The organism is Actinoplanes sp. DH11 (genome assembly GCF_020873875.1).
In the GTDB taxonomy this organism is placed as follows: domain Bacteria; phylum Actinomycetota; class Actinomycetes; order Mycobacteriales; family Micromonosporaceae; genus Actinoplanes.
Genome location: NZ_JAHWGU010000025.1, coordinates 71061 through 88520, shown reverse-complemented (window position 1 = coordinate 88520; position 17460 = coordinate 71061). Strand labels below are relative to the sequence as shown.

Here is a 17460-nt window from a genome sequence, read left to right as displayed (position 1 = left end):
GGGCGGCGCCGCGGGCGCCCATCTCGGTAGCCTGCCGTCGTGACACCTCAGGTGCTTGTCGTCGACGACGACCCGACCGTCAGCGACGTCGTGCGCCGATACCTGGAACAGGACGGCTACCGGGTGCGGCTGGTCGCCGACGGCCTGACCGCCCTGGCCGCCGTCGACGCCGAACGCCCCGACCTGGTGGTGCTCGACCTGATGCTCGGTGGCCTCGACGGCCTCGAGGTGTGCCGGCGGTTGCGGCGTGACGAGCCCGCCCTGCCGGTGGTCATGCTGACCGCGCTGGGGGAGGAGAGTGACCGGGTGCTGGGTCTCGAGGTCGGCGCCGACGACTACGTCACCAAGCCGTTCAGCCCCCGCGAACTCGTCCTGCGGGTGCGTTCGGTGCTGCGGCGCACCGCCCCCGCCGCCCGGCCGCCGGCCGAGCTGCTCCGTGACGGTGACCTGGTGGCCGACACCGGCCGGCGGGTCGCCGCCCTCGGCGGCCGGCCGCTGTCGCTCACCGTCCGCGAGTTCGACCTGCTGGAGTTCCTGATGCGCCACCCCGCCCGGGCCTTCTCCCGGGCCGAGCTGCTCGATCGGGTCTGGGGCTGGCAGTTCGGCGACCAGTCGACCGTCACCGTCCACGTCCGGCGCCTGCGCGAGAAGATCGAGGTGAACCCGTCCGCCCCCGGCCGGCTGGTGACCGTCTGGGGCATCGGTTACCGCTACGAACCGGCCGCCGATGCGTGACGTCCTGCTGATCGGCCTCTACGCGCTGACCGCCGGTGCCGTGGTCGGGCTGCTCGGGGCGGGCCTGCTGCGGTTGCTGCCCGGCCGCTCGATCACCGTGCACGTGTGTGTGCTGCTGCTGGTCACGGTCGCCGCGGTGGTCGCCGGGGTCGTCACCGTGGCGCAGGCGATGTTCCTGTCCGGGCACGACCTGCAGGTCGTGCTGATCACCGTCGCCGCGTCGGCGGCGGTCAGCCTCACCCTGGGCTTCGTCTTCGGCCGGCGGCTGGCCACGGCGGCCGTCTGGGCCGCTCAGGCCCGGGAACGGGAGCGGCGGATGGAGGCCGGCCGCCGGGAACTGGTCGCCTGGGTCTCGCACGACCTGCGTACCCCCCTCGCGGGTCTGCGGGCGATGGCCGAGGCGCTGCAGGACGGTGTGGTGGCCGACCCGCCGGCCGTCGCCGAGTACCACGGCCGGATCCGTGCCGAGACCGACCGGATGAGTGCGCTCGTCGATGACCTGTTCGAACTGTCCCGCATCCACGCCGGCGCGCTGCGGCTCACACCGGCCCACCTGCCGCTCGGCGACGTCGTCTCGGACGCTGTCGCGGCGGTGACGCCGCTGGCCGTCCACCGGGGCATCACGGTCGAGGCCGGCGGCGCCGGGTGGCCGATGGTCACCGCCGGCGCGCCCGAACTCAACCGGATCGTCGGCAACCTGCTCGCCAACGCGGTGCGGTACACGCCGCCGCACGGGTCGGTCCGCGTCGACGCCGGCCGTGACGGGCCGCAGGTGTGGCTGGCCGTCTCCGACAGCTGCGGCGGCATCCCGGACGACGACCTGCCTCGCGTCTTCGACGTGGCGTTCCGGGGCAGCCGGGCGCGTACCCCGGACGGTGCCGGTGGTGGCGGGCTCGGCCTGGCCATCGTGCGGGGCCTGGTGGAAGCACACGGCGGGCAGGTCGCCGCCGGCAACGTCGCCGGGGGCTGCCGCTTCGAGGTACGCCTGCCGGACGTCTCGCGGTGACCGCCACCGGACCGGGTACGGCTGTCAGGCGAGCGCCGCCGCCCCGAACGACACGGCGAACCGCTTGCACCAGATGCTGACGCTGCTGAACCCGGCCGGGTCCACGCCGGCGCCGATCCGGTAGACCTGATCGCCCCGGTTGCCCTTGAGCTTGCCCAGCTCGGCGTACTCGCCGTCGTCGAAGACTCGCCACCCCGCGGTGCCGGTGCGCACCGGCTGGTCGGACAACCAGACCCGCAGATCCGGTCCGTCGCTGGTGTTCAGGCCGGCCAGTTCGAGCCGGTGGCTGCCGTCGGGCTCGCGGATGATCCGGGCGGTGCCGGTGGTGTCGTGCTCATGGGTCACGAACGTGCCCTGCTTGATCACCACCGGACCGGGTGCCGCCGGACTGGGGGAGCTCGACGCGGCCGGGACGGGGGAGCCGGAGGCGGACTCCCGCGGTGCCGCGGACGCCACGACGGTCAGCGACTCGCTCACGGTGGTGTCGGTGAACAGCCGCCACGGCTGGAACCAGTACAGCGCGGCGGCCCCGAGGACCACGACGACGATCCAGGTGACCGGTGTGGTGAGCAATCTGCGGATCATCGGGCCAGTCAACCGTCCCGCCGCCGGGGCGCGCCAGGGGCAAGGCCTTACGGGACGCTTACGGAGAAGTCTCTCACGGATCGCCGTTCGTGGCCGAAGATCCGGACAGGGGCCGGCTGTGGCGCGGCCATGCCCTCGTGATGCCCGGGTTCGTGAGCGGGGGAGCAGCCGATGAGCTTCGTGCCGTCCGTCCTGCGGACGCTCGCGTTCGTCGTCGCCTACATGGCCGCCACCTACGCCGGGCGCCTGACGGTCATGGACGAGACGAACCTGAGCCTGGTCTGGCCGGCCGCGGGAGTCTCGGCGGTGTGGGGAGTCGTCCAGTACCGGTCGCGCTGGCGGATTCTGGACGTGCTGGCGCTGTGCGCAGCCACGGCAGTGATCAACATGGCGACGGGGGCGTCGGCGTCGCTGGTGGTCTGGTTCGCCGCGGCCAACGTGACGCAGGCCGCGGTCTTCGCCTGGCTGGTGGACCGGTGGCTGCCGCAGGTCTGGGGCGGCGGCGGAACCCGGTCGTTGTCCCGGCTCCCGGAGCTGTGGCGGGTGACGGCCGCGGCGTTCATCAGCACCGCGTGCGGGGCGCTGCTCGGACCCACCGGGGTCTGGGTGGTCAACGGCGTCTACTCGTGGCCGGCGACAGCGGTGTGGCTGACCCGCAACACGGTGAGCATCCTGCTGATCGGCGCGGCGGGCATCCGGATCGGCGCGATGCTGCACGCGTACCGCCGGACGACGCCCCGGGCCGGCATCCGTGCCCATTGGGCGGCCGTCCCGCTGCGGCGGCGGCTGGAGTACGTGACCCTGGTGACGCTCTCCGCCGTCGTCTACGTGGTGGTCTTCGGTGCCGGTCATCAGTTGCCACTGGCCTTCATGGTCGTCGTCCTGACGATCTGGGCGGGGCTGCGGCTGCACACCACCTTCGTCGCCCTGCACGACCTGGTGTTCGGCTCCGTGGCGGTGCTGTTCACCCTGCACGGCACCGGGCAGTTCGCGCAGATCGAGTCGCATGCCGCCCGGGCCATGGTGGCGCAGGCGTTCGTCGGCATGATCGCCCTGGTCGGGCTGGCCCTGGCCATCGGCCGCGACGAGCGCCGGGAGCTGGTGGCCCAGCTGCGCGCCGCCGAGCATGCGGCAGCCCGGCAGGCCCGGATGATGAGCACCATCGTCGACTCGATGGCGGAAGGCCTCACGGTGGTCGACGCACAGGGCCGCTTCCTGCTGCGCAACCCCGCGGTGCGCCGGCTCGTCGGCGGCGTCGTCAGCGCGTCCGACCGGATCGCCAAGCCCGACTTCTACGGCTTGTTCCACCCGGACGGCCGCCCGCTGGCGCCGGACGAGATGCCCTACCGGCGAGCGCTGGCCGGCCGGGACGTCCGGAACATGGACATCCTGGTCCGCAATCCGGGCGTGCCGGAGGGGCGCCTGCTGAGCGTCAGCGCCACCGCCCTGCCCGGCGAAGGCGACGGTACGCGGTACGCCGTCAGCGTCTTCCACGACGTCACCGCGGAACGCCGCCACCGCAACGAGCTGGCGTCCTTCGCCGGTGTCGTCGCCCACGACCTGCAGAACCCGCTCACCACCGTCGAGGGCTGGAGCGAGGCGCTCGCCGAGATGATCGAGGAGGCCGCCGACCAGCGGGTCACCGCCCCGCTGGCGGACCCGGTGCGCCGGATCCACCGGGCCGCCGGCCGCATGCGCAACATGATCAATGACTTGCTGGAGTACACCACCGCCCGCGACGCCACGATGTCACCCGCCCCCGTCGACCTGGGTGAGCTGGTCAACGACATCGCCATGGCCCGGATCGACCAGGCGCAGAGCAACGACACCCCGGTACCCACGTTCCGCATCGGCGAGCTGCACCCCGTGCACGCCGACCCGGTGCTGGTGCGTCAGCTGTTCGAGAACCTGATCGGCAACGCCATCAAGTACACCGCGCCCGGCGTGGTCCCGCACATCGTCGTCGGTACCGGCCACGCCGACGCGATTGTCACGGTCACGATCGACGACAACGGCGTCGGCATCCCGGACGGCCAGCACGAGGCCGTCTTCGACGACTTCCACCGGGCGCACCGGTCGGAGGGGTACGCCGGCACCGGTCTGGGCCTGGGCATCTGCAAGCGCGTGGTGCAGCGGCACGGTGGAACCATCCACGCCGCCCCCAACCCGGCCGGGCGGGGCACCCGCATCACCGTGACCCTGCCCGCCGACGCGTCCGCCCTGCCGGCGCCGGAGCCCGACGAGGCCGCCACCCGCCCGCCGGACCAGAGCCCGGCACCAGCACCAGTACCGGTCCCGGCTTCCGTGAGCGAGGCACCGACCCTGGCTCCCGCGGCGACCTTCGAATTCGCCGCGCACCTGGTGCTGGACTACCTGCACGAGCAGATGCCGCTGGCCTTCTGGGCCGTCACGCGCGTCGAGAACGGCCGACAGACCTACCTCTACCTGGACCCCGACAACGGGTACGGCCTGCGACAGGGCGACAGCCACCCGTGGGAGGCGAGTTACTGCATTCACATGGCCGCCGGGACGGCACCGGCGGTGGCCCGGGACGCCCGGTCCGTGCCCGCGTACGCGAACGCCGGTGTCAACGACCTCATCGACATCGGCACCTACGCCGGGGTGGTCATCACCGAACCCGACGGCACCCTGTTCGGCGCGATCTGCGGCCTCGACCCGCAGACGCACACCGGCGACCCGCGCATGGTCACCGCCGAGCCGTTGCTCGCCCTGCTCGGTCAACTGCTCACCACGGTCCTGGCCGCGGATCGGGCCCAGAACCGGTCCTCGGACGCGTTGCTGCGCGAGCAGCTGAGCGCGGAGACCGATGCGCTGACCGGGTTGCCGAACCGGCGCGCCTGGCAGCGAGCCGTCCAGCAGGCCGAGACCCGGTACGCCCGGCTCGCCGACCCCACCGTGATCGCCATGCTCGACCTCGACGGGCTCAAAGCTGTCAACGACACCCGGGGGCACGCCGCCGGTGACGCCTACCTGGTGGCCGCTGCCATCGCCGTGCAGCGTGCCCTGCGGGAGAGCGACGTCGTCGCCCGGCTCGGCGGTGACGAGTTCGGTCTCCTACTGACCCACTGCCCGGAGGACCAGGCGCCCCTCGTTGTCGCCCGCGTCCATGCCGAACTCGAGGCCGCCGGGGTCGAAGGCTCGATCGGATGGGCCGCGGTCACCATGGCAGGCGGCTTCGCCGGTGCCGTCGAGCAGGCCGACGCCGCCATGTACGCCACCAAGATCCAGCGCCGCGAGCAGCGGTCCGCATCCCGCTGACGCCTAACCGTCCGGACCGGTCTTCAGCTCCCTCCAAGCGCCGCATTACATTTCGATTAGTCGAACCTTAGAGATTCCTTAGTTTTGATCTTTCGCCGTTCTCGCGGTGAACAGTAGGTCGGCCGCTTCCTGCATCTGGAAGATCCGGCAGCGTCGCCGCTGCCACCCGAGTCGACGAGGTGAAAGTTCGTGCCCACCCCACCCAATCCGCGGATTCGCTACGCCCTGACGGCCCTGGGGGCCCTCGGGCTGATCGGTGCCGGCTCGGCCGCCATCGTCGCGGGCAGCAGCTCCGGGGACCGGGAGATCCGTCTGGCCGCGACCACACCGGACACCGTCGCCACGGCCGGCGCCGCCGCACCCGAGGCGGCGCCGGGCACCTCGGCGGGCGCGTCACCGTCCACCCCGGCCTCGGCCTCCGCGTCGCCGTCGGTCGCGCCGTCGGCGTCGGTCACCCCGTCGACCGCCGCGTCGAGCCGACCCGCGCCGTCGGCGAGCGCCTCGGCCACCATCACGTCGCAGGCCCGGCCCAAGCCGTCCGCGACCAAGAAGCGCACCCGGACGCCCGCGCCGGAACCGAGCCGCACCACCGAGGCGCCGTCCGGTGGCGGCAACGACTCCGGCGCGTCGAACTCGGTCACCGCCGAGGTGGTCCGGCTGGTCAACGCGGAACGGCAGAAGGCCGGCTGCTCCGGCCTGGAGAGCGAGTCGCGCCTGGACGCGGCGGCGCAGAAGCACTCCGAGCTGCAGGCCGAGCAGAACAGCATGTCGCACCAGCTGCCCGGCGAGGCGAGCATGGGCGACCGGGTCACCGCCGAGGGCTACCGGTGGCGCAGCGTCGGCGAGAACGTGGCCGCCGGTTACCCCAGCGCGGCCAGCGTCATGGACGGCTGGATGAACAGCCCCGGGCACAAGGCCAACATCCTCAACTGCGGCTACGAGGAGATCGGCGTCGGCCTGGCGAAGTCCTCCTCGGGCACCCAGTACTGGACCCAGAACTTCGCCGCACCGGCCTGACCCGCGCTGCCTGACCCGCGCTGCCTGACCCGCGCAACGCGGGGAGGCTCGCTCAGCCTGGGATCGGCGGGCCGTGGCTAACTTTCGCGACCCGCCGCATCCTGGTGCCATGCCACGCAGACAGCCCACCATCACCGTCCCCGACCTCACCGGCAGGCGTGCCGTCGTCACCGGAGCCAGCGACGGCATCGGCCTCGAGATCGCCGCGCGCCTCGCCGCCGCCGGGGCCGCCGTCGTCCTGCCGGTCCGCAACGCGGCCAAGGGCGAATCGGCGATCGCCGAGATCAAGCGGCGCACGCCGGCCGCCGACCTGTCCCTGCGCGCCCTCGACCTCTCGTCCCTGGCGTCGGTGGCCGCGCTCGGCGAGGAACTGCGGCGGGAGAACGAGCCGATCCACCTGCTGATCAACAACGCCGGGGTGATGACGCCCCCGGAACGGCAGACCACCGCCGACGGATTCGAGCTCCAGTTCGGCACCAACCACCTCGGCCACTTCGCCCTGGTCGCGCACCTGATGCCGCTGCTGCGCGCGGGCCGGGCACGAGTCACCGGCCAGATCAGCGTCGCGGCGAACTCGAACGCCGTCAACTGGGACGACCTCAACTGGGAACGCTCGTACGACGGGATGCGCGCCTACAGCCAGTCGAAGATCGCCTTCGGGTTGTTCGGCCTGGAACTGGCCCGGCGCAGCCGGCTGCACGGCTGGGGCATCACCAGCAACGTGTCGCATCCCGGTGTCGCCCCGACCAGCCTGCTGGCCGCCCGCCCGGAGGTAGGCCGGTCCCGGGAGACCGCGGGCCGCCGGCTCATCGGCGTGCTGTCCGCACGCGGCATCCTGCTCGGCACCGCCGCGTCGGCGGCACTGCCGGCCGTGTACGCCGCCACCGCCGGACGCGACGGCGCCTTCTACGGTCCCGGCGGGCCAGGGCACCTCGGCGGTCCGCCGGCCGAGCAGAAGCTCTACTCGCGCCTGCGCAGTGAGTCCGACGCCGTACGCGTGTGGCAGGTCTCGGAGAAACTGATCGAGGCGTTCGCACCGCAGCCTCAGTGGTAGAGCGGCCTCAGTGACAGAACCGCATCGAGCCGGCAACCGGGAGGACACCGTGCCCATTGATCGAGCCGGGCTCGCCGAGTTCCTGCGCCGGCGCCGCGGGTCACTGCAACCCGAGGACGTCGGCCTGCCCCGCGGGCAGCGCCGCCGCACGTCCGGTCTCCGGCGGGAGGAGGTAGCCACGCTCTGCCACATCTCCGCCGACTACTACAGCCGGCTCGAACGCGAGCGTGGCCCGCACCCCTCCGAACAGATGATCGCCTCGATCGCGCAGGGCCTGCACCTGTCCCACGACGAACGTGACCACCTGTTCCGCCTCGCCGGGCACCAGCCACCCACCCGCGGTCCGGCCGGCGAACACATCAGCCCGGGGCTGCTGCGCATCTTCGACCGGCTCGCCGACACCCCCGCGGAGATCGTCACCGAACTCGGCGAAACCCTGCGGCAGAACCGGCTCGGGCTCGCCCTGACCGGCGACCTCACCCGGTTCACCGGCCCGGCCCGCAGCATCGGGTACCGGTGGTTCACCGACCCCGCCTGCCGGGCCCGCTACCACCCCGACGACCATCCGCTGCACTCCCGCGTCTTCGCCGCCGGGCTGCGCCGGGTCGTCACCGTGCGCGGGCCCGGCTCGTGGGCCGCCCACCTGCAGAACCTGCTGCTGGAGCAGAACGAGGAGTTCCGGGCCGTGTGGGGCGAGCACGAGATCGGGGTCCGGTACGCCCACGTGAAACGCTTCGTCCACCCCGAGGTCGGTGCCCTGGAACTGACGTGCCAGGCGTTGCTCGACCCCGATCAGGGGCATTCGCTGCTCGTCTACACCGCCGCGCCCGGCAGCGAGAGCTACGAGAAGCTGCGGCTCCTCGCCGTCATCGGTGACCAGGAGATCACCGTCCCCACGTCCTGAGCGCGGCGGCTCGGCGGTGCCCGGTCGCGGGGCACCGCCGGTTGCCGGGGCGGCGTACCGTGCCTCTGGAGTGCCGGAATGCCGGGCCGGCGGCCGCCGCCCGGATCCGTACTGCGTTGTCCCTCCGCCGAGGAGCTGACATGGGCACGTCCCCGCAAGCCGCGATCGAGATCACCGCCGTGCACAAGTCCTTCGGGGTCACCAAGGCCCTCGACGGGCTCGACCTGACCGTGGCCGAGGGCGAGGTGCACGGTTTCCTCGGGCCCAACGGCAGCGGCAAGACCACCGCCATCCGGGTGCTGCTCGGTCTGCTGCGCCCCGACGCCGGCCAGGTGCGGCTGCTCGGCGGTGATCCGTGGCGCGACGCCGACACGTTGCACCGGCGCCTGGCCTACGTGCCCGGCGACGTCACCCTGTGGCCCGGCATCACCGGCGGCGAGGTCATCGACCTGCTGGGGCGGCTGCGCGGCGGCGCCGACCGGCGGCGCCGCGACGACCTGCTCGAACGGTTCGACCTGGACCCGCGCAAGAAGGCACGCACCTACTCCAAGGGCAACCGGCAGAAGGTCGCGCTGATCGCCGCGCTGGCCTCCGACGCCGAGCTGCTGCTGCTCGACGAGCCCACCTCGGGGCTGGACCCGCTGATGGAAGCGGTGTTCCAGCAGTGCGTCCACGAGATCAAGGACCAGGGGCGTACGGTCCTGTTGTCCAGCCACATCCTCGCCGAGGTCGAAGCGCTCTGCGACCGGGTGAGCATCATCCGGCTGGGCCGCACGGTCGAGACCGGCACCCTCGGCGAGCTGCGCCACCTGACCCGCACGTCGATCGCGGTGGAGACGAGCCGGCCGGTCACCGGGCTCACCGGCATGGCCGGCGTCCACGACGTGGTGATCGCCGACCACCACGCCCGGTTCGATGTCGACACCGCACGGCTGGACACCGTGATCCGCGAGCTGGCGCCGCTCGGCGTGCGCAGCCTGACCAGTTCACCGCCGACGCTGGAGGAGTTGTTCCTGCGCCACTACGGCGAGGACGGGGCGGCGTCATGACCGGGACGGCGCGGCTGCTGGGATTCCTGCTGCGCCGCGAGCGGCTGAGCCTGCCCTGGTGGCTGGCCGGGGTCACCCTGCTGCTGTTCGTGCAATCCACCCAGAGCCAGGAGCTTTACGGTACGGCCGCAGAACTCGAAACCCTCCGGCAGACGATCGGTGCCAACACCGCGGTGATCGCGATGAGCGGTCCACCCGAACTGCTCCGGTCGATCGGCGGCGAGATCGTCTTCGAGATCTTCGGGTTCCTCGCCATCGTGGTCGCCCTGATGAACATGTTCCTGGTCGGCCGGCACACCCGCGCCGACGAGGAGTCCGGCCGCGCCGAACTCATCCGGTCGGCACGGGTGGGCAGACGTGCGCCGCTGGCCGCGGCCCTGCTCCTCGCGGGCCTGGCCGACGTCGCCGCCGGCCTGCTGGTGTTCGCCGTGGCCGTCGGCACCGGCCTGCCGATCGCCGGGTCGGCCCTGTTCGGCGCCGCGGTCACCGGCGTCGGACTCTTCTTCGGCGCGGCCACCGCCGCCGCGGCACAGGTCTTCGAAAGCACCCGCGCGGTCTACGGGACGGTGGCGGCTCTGCTCGGTGCCGCGTTCGCGCTGCGGGCCGCCGGTGACGTCGGCGACGGCACCCTGTCCTGGGCCTCGCCGATCGGGTGGGGCCAGCGCGCCTACCCGTTCGCCGGTGACCGCTGGTGGGCGCTGTTGCTGCCGGTGGCCGCCGCCGTGCTGCTCGGTGCCGTCGCGGTGGCGTTGCTGGCCCGCCGCGACCTCGGTGCCGGCCTGGTGGCGACCCGCCTCGGTCGGGCGCAGGCCTCGGCGGTGCTGCGCGGGCCGTACGCGCTGGCCTGGCGCCTGCAACGCGGCTCCCTGGCCGGCTGGGCCGCCGGTCTGTTCCTGGCCGGCGTCGCCTACGGTTCCATCGCCGAGAGCATCCAGGACTACGTGCGGGACAACCCGGAGATCGCGCAGTTCCTGACCGGCGGCGCCGACGACATCATCAACGCCTACCTGGCCGTCACCGCCGGGATGGCCGCCCTGCTCGCCGCGGCCTACGGCGTGTCGAGCGTCCTGCGGGCCCGGACCGAGGAGACATCGGGCCGGGCCGAGGTGGTGCTGGCCACCGCGACGAGCCGCTGGACGTGGCTGGCCGGTCAGCTCAGCGTCGCCGTGCTCGGCACGGTCCTGACCCTCGTCGCGTTCGGCATCGGCGAGGGCTTCGCGTACGGCATGTCCGTCTCCGACCCCGGCCAGGTGCCGCGGCTGGTCGGCGTCGCGCTCGCCTACGTGCCCGCGGTGTGGCTGGTCGTCGGCGTGACGGTGCTGGCGTTCGGCTGGCTGCCCCGGCCCGCCACGATCGTCGCCTGGGCCGTGATCGCCTACTGCGCCGTGATCACCCTGTTCGCCGACTCCTTCGGCCTGCCCGGCTGGTCACGCCAGGCCTCCCCGTTCGTGCACACCCCCCAGGTCCCGCTGGACGCCGCCACCGCGCCGCCGTTCGCCCTGCTCACCCTGATCGCCGCGGCGCTCGTCGCAGCCGGGTACGCCGGCCTGCGCCGCCGAGACGTCGGCTACTGACGGGGCCTCGCGCGATTCCGGCGCGGTTGCACCTTCCGTAGCGGCATGTGGTCCAGTGGACCCACGTCCCGATCCGTTGCGGAAGGTTCCTGTTCATGCACTCGTCTTTCATGCCACCGCGCCAGGTCAGGATCGGTGACGCGGCGGCCTTCGCCGGGACCACGCCACGGGCGATCCGCCATTACCACGAGATCGGCCTGCTGCCCGAGCCGGAGCGGGGCGGTGACGGCCGCCGCCGCTACGGGTACGAGGACATGATCCGCCTGCTGTGGATCCGCAAGATGGCCGACGCCGGGATCGCCCTGGACGACATCCGCGACGCCTTCACCACCGGCACGGCCGCCACGGGCACGGCATCCACCGGCACGGCTTCCACCGGCGCGGACAGCGGTGACGGTATAGCGGGCATCCTGGACCGGTTGGCGGAAACCCTCGCCGAGCAGGAGGCGGAGTTGCGGCGGCAACGGACCGCCGTGCAGCGGATGCGCGCCGAAGGCAGCCGCATGGGCCTGCTCTCCGACTTCGTCACCGAACGCCTCAGGAGCCTGCCGGAAGGCTCCCTGCGTCAGGCGGACCTGGACACTCTGCTCGTCACCGAGCGGATCTTCGGCCCGCTCGGCGCGGCCGTCCAGTCCACCCGCTTCGTCGCCCTGGCCACGCATCCCGCGCTGCGGGAGGATTCCGACCGCATCGACGCCGCTGAGGAAGCCCTCGACGACAGCGTCGCCGTCGACGATCCACGGGTGGCTCGCGTGGCCGCCGAGCGGCACGCCTTCGAAAGCGCCCTGGAAGCCGCCATCGCGGAGTCCGGTCTGGACAGGGACGACGATGCCCTCTTCGACGCCTGGGACGCCGTGCACCCTCCTACCGCCGATCACGGCGCGGACGAGGCCTGCTGCAGGCGGGAGATGAGCGCGCTCGAAGCCGTCGGCAAGATGCCCTACGACTTCTCGCCGGCCCGCCAGCGCTGCATTGAACTGTACGTGGAGCTGTCCGCCCAGGACTCGCCCGCTACCTGAGACACGGCCCGGGTGGGACCTCGACGTCGAGCTGCATCGTGTCGCCGTCCAGGCGCCAGCTCACCGTGATGGTGCCCTGCGGGCTGTCGAAGCTTCCCCGGGCCCAGCCCACCCGCGCGTCCGGCACCGGTGCGACCACGAACCGTTCCCAGGCGACCGAGCCGGGCGCCTGGCGCAGACCGAGGGTGTGGGTGTGCAGGAACCGGACGACCGCGCCCTTGCTGTAGTGGTTGAGCGACGCCGTGGCGTTGCCGTCGGCGTCGACGCCGTCCCACTGCTCCCAGATGGTGGTGGCGCCCCGTCCAGCATGCCCAGCCACGACGGTGTGGTGCGCTGGAACAGCAGCCGGTAGGCGACGTCGGCGAGCACCGGCAGCAGGTCGGCGGTGGACAGGAAGCCGGTGCCCAGGTGCCAGCCGGCGTCGCGGATCAAGGTGACGAGACGGTCGGCGATCTCGGCGCGGCGGTGCTCGGGCACCAGGTCGAAGGCGAGGGCGCGGACGCATCCGGCCTGCGTACGCATCCCGGTGTCGAGGAATTCGGCCTGCCAGGCGTCGCGGATCTGGTCGGCCAGACCGGCATAGCGCTCGGTCCGGGAGGTCCGGCCGAGGACGTCGTGGATCGCCGCGAGGGTCCGCACCGAGCGGCAGAGGTAGGCGGTGCCGACCTCGCCCTTGTCGGCCATGAACCAGGCCATCGGGTCGCCGGCCGGGCCGCGGTCGCCCGGTTCCAGCCATTCACCCCAGTGGAAGCAGCCGTCCCAGACGAACGGGCTCGGACTGCGGGACGGGTGGTGGGCGTCGCGGGCCCGGCCCAGGGCCCATGCGACCCAACGGGTCATCGCGTCCAGGTTCTCGGCGAGGACCTGCCGGTCGCCGTAGATCTCCCAGAGCACCCACGGCACGTGGACGATCGCGTCACCCCAGCCGGCCGAGCCGGTGATGTGGTCCGCCTCCGGGTTGTCGATGACTTCGAGCCGGGCGTGGTCGGGTGAGGTGTTGACGATGCGCCCGTCGGCGAGCTGGTCGTCGCGGACCGAGCGCAGCCATTTGCGGCCGAACCCGTCGACGTCGTAGAGCCGGGCCGCGGTGGGCACGAAGACCTGGTAGTCGCCGGTCCAGCCGAGACGTTCGCGGGTCGGGCAGCCGGTGGGGATGTCGACGGCGTTGCCGCGGAAACTCCGGTCGGCGACCTCGTGCAGCCGGTTCAGGTCGTCGTCGCCGCAGGTGAAGGTGGCGGTGCGGCGCAGGTCGGTGTGCACGACCCGCATCACCACGTCGCCGGGGTCGCGGCTGAACCGGGCGTAGCGGAAGCCGTGGACGGTGTGCCGCGGCTCGAACGCGGTCCAGTCCGGCGCCGGCGCGTTGCTGCACCGACGCCGCGTGCACCACTGCCTTGAGCAGCAGGCCGCTGGTGTCGACGAGGATGTGGCGTTCACGGCCCCGGGGTGCGTCTCCTGCGTCCCAGCCGATGGCGTCACCGCCTTCATGGCTGTGCGCGGTCCGCGAGTCCAGCGCCGCGGCCGACGGGTTGCGGGTCACGGCCCTCGGCGATACGCAACCGGTCATCAACTCGAACCCACGTGCCGTGTCGATAACCAGCCGACGCGGATACCGCAACGGTCGGCCACCACGACGCGGATACCGTCGCGGGCGGCCGCCAAGACGCGGATACCGCTGCGGCAACAGGGTCTCGATCACCGCTCACTGCACCAGCAGGTGGATCGCGCCGGCCTCTTCCTCGACCAGTCCGAGTTCCTCGGCCGCGGAGCGGTGCGACAGCGCGGCGCCCGCTCCCGCCGAGAGCACCGCCGCCCAGCGCATCGCCGGCCGCGGCACCTCACCGGTGAAGGTGGCGTAGACGCCCCGGTACAGCCGAGGCCACCGTCCCGGCCGGTGCAGGTTACGGGTGGTGTCGGCGCTCAGACCGGCTTCCCGGGTTTGCGTTGTGGTGATCACGCCACGCTGGCGGCGCTTGATGTCTTCGAGGGTTGCTGCCATGCGAGCGAGGTTCCGCCCTGGTAACCGAGATCGCCACGTGGTCTGTGGAGAGGCGGGGAATGTGGACAACGCTTACGTGGAGTCTGGTGGGTGTCATAGGCCCCACTACCAACCACAAACCCCTTCGGCCTCTCCCCACCGCGCTCCAAGATCGCAGCGCGGGGTGGGTGAGGCGGCCCACGTTGGGGACGGCGCAACTGGGAAGCGACGCGCGCTGAAACCGGCGCGCGCTGAAACCGGCGCGCGCTGGGTCCCGGCCCTGGGCGCGAGGCGCACGCTGGGGTGACGCGCTGAAACCGGCGCACGCGGAGACCGGCGCGCGCTGGGTCCCCGCACTGGGCGCGACGCGCACGCAGAGAGCGGCGCACGCAGAGAGACGCGCACTGAACCGGCCACCCGGCCGGTACGGGCACCGCGCCCCCGCCGACGGGCGATCACCGGTGCGTCCGGTATATCGTGAGATTCTGCGGCGGTGCTGTCTCACCGCCGCCCGCTGCTCCAGACCCCGGTGGCGCATCCGTTCTGACAAGGTGCCCTGGAGCAGCTGTGAAAGTCGTCGTCCACCGTGCGCGTCCGGCGTCGGACTCCCCATCCCGTGACACGGCCCCCGCCCGCCCGGACCGGGACGGTGGGCGGTGACGGCCCTCGACCAGCGTGCGGGGGCGCCGGCTTCGCAGCCCCCGTACTTCGTCACCACCGGGTTCGACCGGCGGGGGGTGTCGGTCGCCGTCATCGCGCACGCGAGCAGCACCGTGGTGGAGATGAAGGTGTACGGCAGGTGGTCGCAGCAGCTCGGCGACCAGGTCACGGCCGGTCTGCGACTGTGCATGGCCGGGCCGGCCGAGGTCGTCATCGTCGACCTGCACGATGTCGGCGATCTGCACGGGTCGAGTCTGTCGTACTGGCGGGCGGCGCAGCGGGCGGCCCGGCACGGACCCGCACCGGTCCACTTGGCACTCTGCGTGCCCCGCGCGACGATGCTGGACTACCGGCTGCGGCACCACGACGGCGAACCGGCCCTGCTGTTCGCCACGATGGCCGACGCGCGCTTCGCGATGGCGGCCCGGCTGGCACACGAGCACCGATGGCAGACCCGCCTGCCACCGCACCCGGCCTCGGTGCGGGCGGCCCGCGACCTGGTGGCGCGGGCCTGCCACGCCTGGCAGCTGCCTCACCTGCACGACGCCGCCACCTTGATCGTGTCGGAGCTGGTGACCAACGCGGTGGAGCACGCCGGCACCGAATTTTTGATCACCGTGTTCCGGCGCGGCGGGGACCTGAACCTGGCCGTCCGGGACGGCGACACCCGGTACCCGCGTCTGACCGAGGACGCACCCCGGACCCGGCAGACCCCGCTTGCCGACCGGGGGCGGGGCCTGCGACTCGTGCACACCGCCGCGTTCGGGTGGGGAGCCATGCCCACCCGGGGCGGCAAGGTCGTCTGGGCGACCGTGTCCGGCGGCACGGACGACGACGCGTGCCCTCGCTCCGCCTTCCGCCGGTAAAAATCCGGAGGCGGCGGACACACCCGCGGGTTCTCGTGGACCCGCGTGGGAGAGGGTAAGGCATGAGCGTCCACGAGTTACTGGTCTTCGCCCTTGCCGCAGTCGCCGTGGTGGTGGCGGTGAGGTGGGTCGCGAACCGGACCGGGATACCGGCCGCGGCGCTGCTGCCCATCATCGGCATCGGGTACGCGTTGCTGCCGGGACCCAACGTCACGCTCGATCCGGAGATTGTCCTGACGTTCGTGCTGCCGCCGCTGCTCTACAGTGCCGCCCTCGACTCCTCACTGCTCGGGATCCGCCGCAATCTGCGTACCGTCGTGAGCCTCTCGGTCTTCCTGGTCCTGCTCACCGCCGTGGTGATCGGCCTGGGCTTCGCCTGGTTCGTCGCCGGCGCGACCTTGGCCGCCGGCATCGCGGTCGGCGCGGCAGTGGCGCCACCGGACCCGGTGGCCGCCCTCGCGATCGGCCGCAAGGCCGGGTTACCACCCCGGCTGGTAACCCTGATCCAGGGTGAGGGACTGCTCAACGACGCCACCGCCCTCACCATCCTGAGTGTCGCCGTCGCCGCCGCCATGGACGGCGACTTCTCGGCGCCCGCCGCGGTCGGCCAGTTCGTGATCGCCGCCGTGGGTGGTGTCGGGGTCGGTGCGTTCGTCGCCTTCCTCGTCCGCCTGCTGGCCCGCCCGCTGAGCCGGGACCCGCTGATGGCCAACGCGGTGTCGCTCAGCGTCCCGTTCGCGGCGTACCTGCTCGCCGAGCAGATTCACGTCTCCGGGGTGCTGGCCGTCGTGGTGGCGGGGCTGGTCGTCGGGCACCACACGCCCCGGAACAGTTCCGGCGCGGGCCGGTTGCAGACCAGTGCCGTCTGGCGGCTGGTCGACTTCCTGCTCGAAGGCTTCGTGTTCCTGCTGATCGGCCAGCAACTGCCCGCCGTGGTGCGTGGCCTGGGCAAGTACGACACGTCCACCATCGTCACCGCGGTCGCGATCACGGTCGGCTCGGTGCTGCTGCTGCGACCGTTGTGGCTGCTGCTCACCCAGTCGTTGCCGCGCTCGCTGCACACCCGGCTGGGCAGCGACCGGGCCGGCCGCGACGACACCGACACCGAGACCGACGACGGGGCGCCCCTCAGCGGCCGGGAGGTGGTCGCGCTGAGCTGGTCCGGCACCCGCGGCGTGATCAGCCTGGCGGCGATTTTCACGTTGCCGCTGGTCACCGACAGCGGGGCGCCGTTCCCGGACCGCGACCTGCTGCTGTTCTGCACCTTCGTGGTCGTGCTCGTCACCCTGGTCGGCCAGGGACTGACTTTCGGGGTGCTGGTCCGTTCGCTCGGTCTGAACGCCAACGACAACGACAAGGCGCGCCTGCGCAACGAGGCCCGGTCGGCGTCGGTGGAGGCCGCCCTGGTCGCCCTCGACGACCTGGAGGCGCAGGAACACGACGACATCCAGGACCACGTGATCGAGACGATGCGCGGTCACCTGCGCACCCGCCTCGCCCGGTACCGCGGCCGGGTCGCCCTGTTGCAGAGCAGCGACCCGGACAGCCCGCCGGTGTCGCCGCACTACGAGGCCGCGCTGCACGTGCGCCGGGTGACACTCGACGCCCAGCGCGAGGAACTGCTGCGCTGGCGTGACTCCGGCCGGCTCCCGGACGAGGGTCTGCGCGTCCTGGAACGCGAGCTCGACCACGAGGAGCGCCTGCTGCCGGACCGGCCGGTGCAGCGTTAGCGGG

General features: G+C 72.4%; 14 protein-coding genes and 1 pseudogene. 11 read left to right on the top strand and 4 right to left on the bottom strand.

What is annotated here, in order from left to right; translation table 11 throughout:
* The first annotated feature begins 39 nt into the window (after positions 1-39).
* Positions 40-735 (top strand): response regulator transcription factor, encoded by a 696-nt coding sequence (locus LPA41_RS30310; RefSeq protein ID WP_229074447.1) that lies wholly within the window; start codon positions 40-42, stop codon positions 733-735.
* Positions 728-1741, top strand: a complete 1014-nt coding sequence (locus tag LPA41_RS30305; protein WP_229074446.1) for a sensor histidine kinase KdpD — start codon at positions 728-730, stop codon at positions 1739-1741. The genes LPA41_RS30310 and LPA41_RS30305 overlap by 8 nt, the downstream gene beginning before the upstream one ends.
* 24 nt (positions 1742-1765) lie before the next feature.
* Here LPA41_RS30305 and LPA41_RS30300 read toward each other — a convergent pair whose 3' ends face one another.
* On the bottom strand, positions 1766-2326 hold the full coding sequence (locus LPA41_RS30300) for a DM13 domain-containing protein (protein WP_229074444.1): 561 nt from the start codon (positions 2324-2326) through the stop codon (positions 1766-1768).
* A 171-nt stretch (positions 2327-2497) separates the two neighbouring features.
* Here LPA41_RS30300 and LPA41_RS30295 point away from each other — a divergent pair, with 171 nt between their 5' ends.
* The 7 genes from LPA41_RS30295 to LPA41_RS30265 all read left to right on the top strand — a co-directional run bounded on the left by LPA41_RS30295 (position 2498) and on the right by LPA41_RS30265 (position 12222).
* A complete protein-coding gene (locus tag LPA41_RS30295; protein WP_229074442.1) occupies positions 2498-5605 on the top strand; it encodes a diguanylate cyclase domain-containing protein in 3108 nt (1035 codons plus the stop codon).
* A gap of 189 nt (positions 5606-5794) precedes the next feature.
* Positions 5795-6622 (top strand): CAP domain-containing protein, encoded by an 828-nt coding sequence (locus LPA41_RS42775; protein WP_229074441.1) that lies wholly within the window; start codon positions 5795-5797, stop codon positions 6620-6622.
* A 109-nt stretch (positions 6623-6731) separates the two neighbouring features.
* Positions 6732-7676, top strand: a complete 945-nt coding sequence (locus tag LPA41_RS30285) for an SDR family oxidoreductase (RefSeq protein WP_229074439.1) — start codon at positions 6732-6734, stop codon at positions 7674-7676.
* Between the two features lie 49 nt (positions 7677-7725).
* A complete protein-coding gene (locus LPA41_RS30280; protein ID WP_229074437.1) occupies positions 7726-8580 on the top strand; it encodes a helix-turn-helix transcriptional regulator in 855 nt (284 codons plus the stop codon).
* A gap of 140 nt (positions 8581-8720) precedes the next feature.
* Complete coding sequence (locus LPA41_RS30275) at positions 8721-9629, top strand: ABC transporter ATP-binding protein (RefSeq protein ID WP_229074435.1); 909 nt, start codon at positions 8721-8723, stop codon at positions 9627-9629.
* The gene (locus tag LPA41_RS30270) at positions 9626-11203 is read left to right on the top strand and encodes an ABC transporter permease (RefSeq protein ID WP_229074434.1); all 1578 of its coding nucleotides are present in this window, start codon (positions 9626-9628) and stop codon (positions 11201-11203) included. Before LPA41_RS30275 ends, LPA41_RS30270 begins: the two co-directional genes overlap by 4 nt.
* 95 nt (positions 11204-11298) lie before the next feature.
* A complete protein-coding gene (locus LPA41_RS30265; protein WP_229074432.1) occupies positions 11299-12222 on the top strand; it encodes a MerR family transcriptional regulator in 924 nt (307 codons plus the stop codon).
* Here the strand turns inward: LPA41_RS30265 and LPA41_RS43350 are convergent.
* From LPA41_RS43350 to LPA41_RS30255, 3 genes and pseudogenes are all read right to left on the bottom strand, one after another.
* On the bottom strand, positions 12215-12349 hold the full coding sequence (locus tag LPA41_RS43350) for an alpha-L-rhamnosidase C-terminal domain-containing protein (RefSeq protein WP_374238228.1): 135 nt from the start codon (positions 12347-12349) through the stop codon (positions 12215-12217). The genes LPA41_RS30265 and LPA41_RS43350 overlap by 8 nt on opposite strands.
* A gap of 120 nt (positions 12350-12469) precedes the next feature.
* A pseudogene (locus tag LPA41_RS30260) lies at positions 12470-13491 on the bottom strand (alpha-L-rhamnosidase); the annotation flags it as partial.
* A 433-nt stretch (positions 13492-13924) separates the two neighbouring features.
* Complete coding sequence (locus tag LPA41_RS30255; protein WP_229074429.1) at positions 13925-14221, bottom strand: type IV toxin-antitoxin system AbiEi family antitoxin domain-containing protein; 297 nt, start codon at positions 14219-14221, stop codon at positions 13925-13927.
* Positions 14222-14856: 635 nt separating this feature from the next.
* Between LPA41_RS30255 and LPA41_RS42770 the strand changes: the two genes are divergently transcribed.
* Together LPA41_RS42770 and LPA41_RS30245 are read left to right on the top strand one after the other, a co-directional pair.
* Entirely contained in the window at positions 14857-15726 is an 870-nt protein-coding gene (locus LPA41_RS42770) for an ATP-binding protein (protein WP_229074427.1), read from the top strand.
* 62 nt (positions 15727-15788) lie between these two features.
* The gene (locus tag LPA41_RS30245; RefSeq protein ID WP_229074426.1) at positions 15789-17456 is read left to right on the top strand and encodes a Na+/H+ antiporter; all 1668 of its coding nucleotides are present in this window, start codon (positions 15789-15791) and stop codon (positions 17454-17456) included.
* Positions 17457-17460 lie beyond the last annotated feature (4 nt).

Bases quoted from the DNA above. Each gene is read 5' to 3' on its own strand.
- LPA41_RS30295 (WP_229074442.1), top strand. From the start codon at position 2,498: ATGAGCTTCGTGCCGTCCGTCCTGCGGACGCTCGCGTTCGTCGTCGCC.
- LPA41_RS30305 (WP_229074446.1), top strand. From the start codon at position 728: ATGCGTGACGTCCTGCTGATCGGCCTCTACGCGCTGACCGCCGGTGCC.
- LPA41_RS30265 (WP_229074432.1), top strand. From the start codon at position 11,299: ATGCACTCGTCTTTCATGCCACCGCGCCAGGTCAGGATCGGTGACGCG.
- LPA41_RS30285 (WP_229074439.1), top strand. From the start codon at position 6,732: ATGCCACGCAGACAGCCCACCATCACCGTCCCCGACCTCACCGGCAGG.
- LPA41_RS30245 (WP_229074426.1), top strand. From the start codon at position 15,789: ATGAGCGTCCACGAGTTACTGGTCTTCGCCCTTGCCGCAGTCGCCGTG.
- LPA41_RS30275 (WP_229074435.1), top strand. From the start codon at position 8,721: ATGGGCACGTCCCCGCAAGCCGCGATCGAGATCACCGCCGTGCACAAG.
- LPA41_RS30270 (WP_229074434.1), top strand. From the start codon at position 9,626: ATGACCGGGACGGCGCGGCTGCTGGGATTCCTGCTGCGCCGCGAGCGG.
- LPA41_RS30300 (WP_229074444.1), bottom strand. From the start codon at position 2,326: ATGATCCGCAGATTGCTCACCACACCGGTCACCTGGATCGTCGTCGTG.
- LPA41_RS30255 (WP_229074429.1), bottom strand. From the start codon at position 14,221: ATGGCAGCAACCCTCGAAGACATCAAGCGCCGCCAGCGTGGCGTGATC.